Annotated in this window: 2 rRNA genes; both read right to left on the bottom strand. The window is 52.0% G+C overall.

The annotated features are described in order from the left end of the window. Nucleotides 1-86: ribosomal RNA gene (gene rrf / locus KJS57_RS26185) — 5S ribosomal RNA — on the bottom strand; the annotation flags it as partial. Nucleotides 87-199: 113 nt separating this feature from the next. Further along, a 23S ribosomal RNA gene (locus tag KJS57_RS26180) occupies nt 200-296 on the bottom strand; the annotation flags it as partial.

Below are 296 nucleotides of genomic sequence, written 5' to 3'. Positions count from 1 at the left end.
TCGGTCCAAGTACCATCGGCGCTGGAGGGCTTAACGGTCGTGTTCGGGATGGGTACGTGTGGAACCCCTCCGCCATCGCCACCAAACGGTTCAAGCATCTTAATCGCTTGAAAACTGGATACGAAACGTGAATTTGCGGTTAGTCTCCTCAAGTGCTCATATCGGCTTGGTCAGCCTGACGCCACTTTTTGGAGTTGTTTTGGATAAGCCCTCGACCGATTAGTACCTGTCAGCTCCATACATTGCTGCACTTCCACCTCAGGCCTATCAACCTCGTAGTCTTCAAGGGGTCTTAC

It is taken from the genome of Paenibacillus vini, from assembly GCF_018403325.1.
Classification (GTDB): domain Bacteria; phylum Bacillota; class Bacilli; order Paenibacillales; family Paenibacillaceae; genus Fontibacillus; species Fontibacillus vini.
This window is presented reverse-complemented; position numbering and strand designations above follow the sequence as displayed.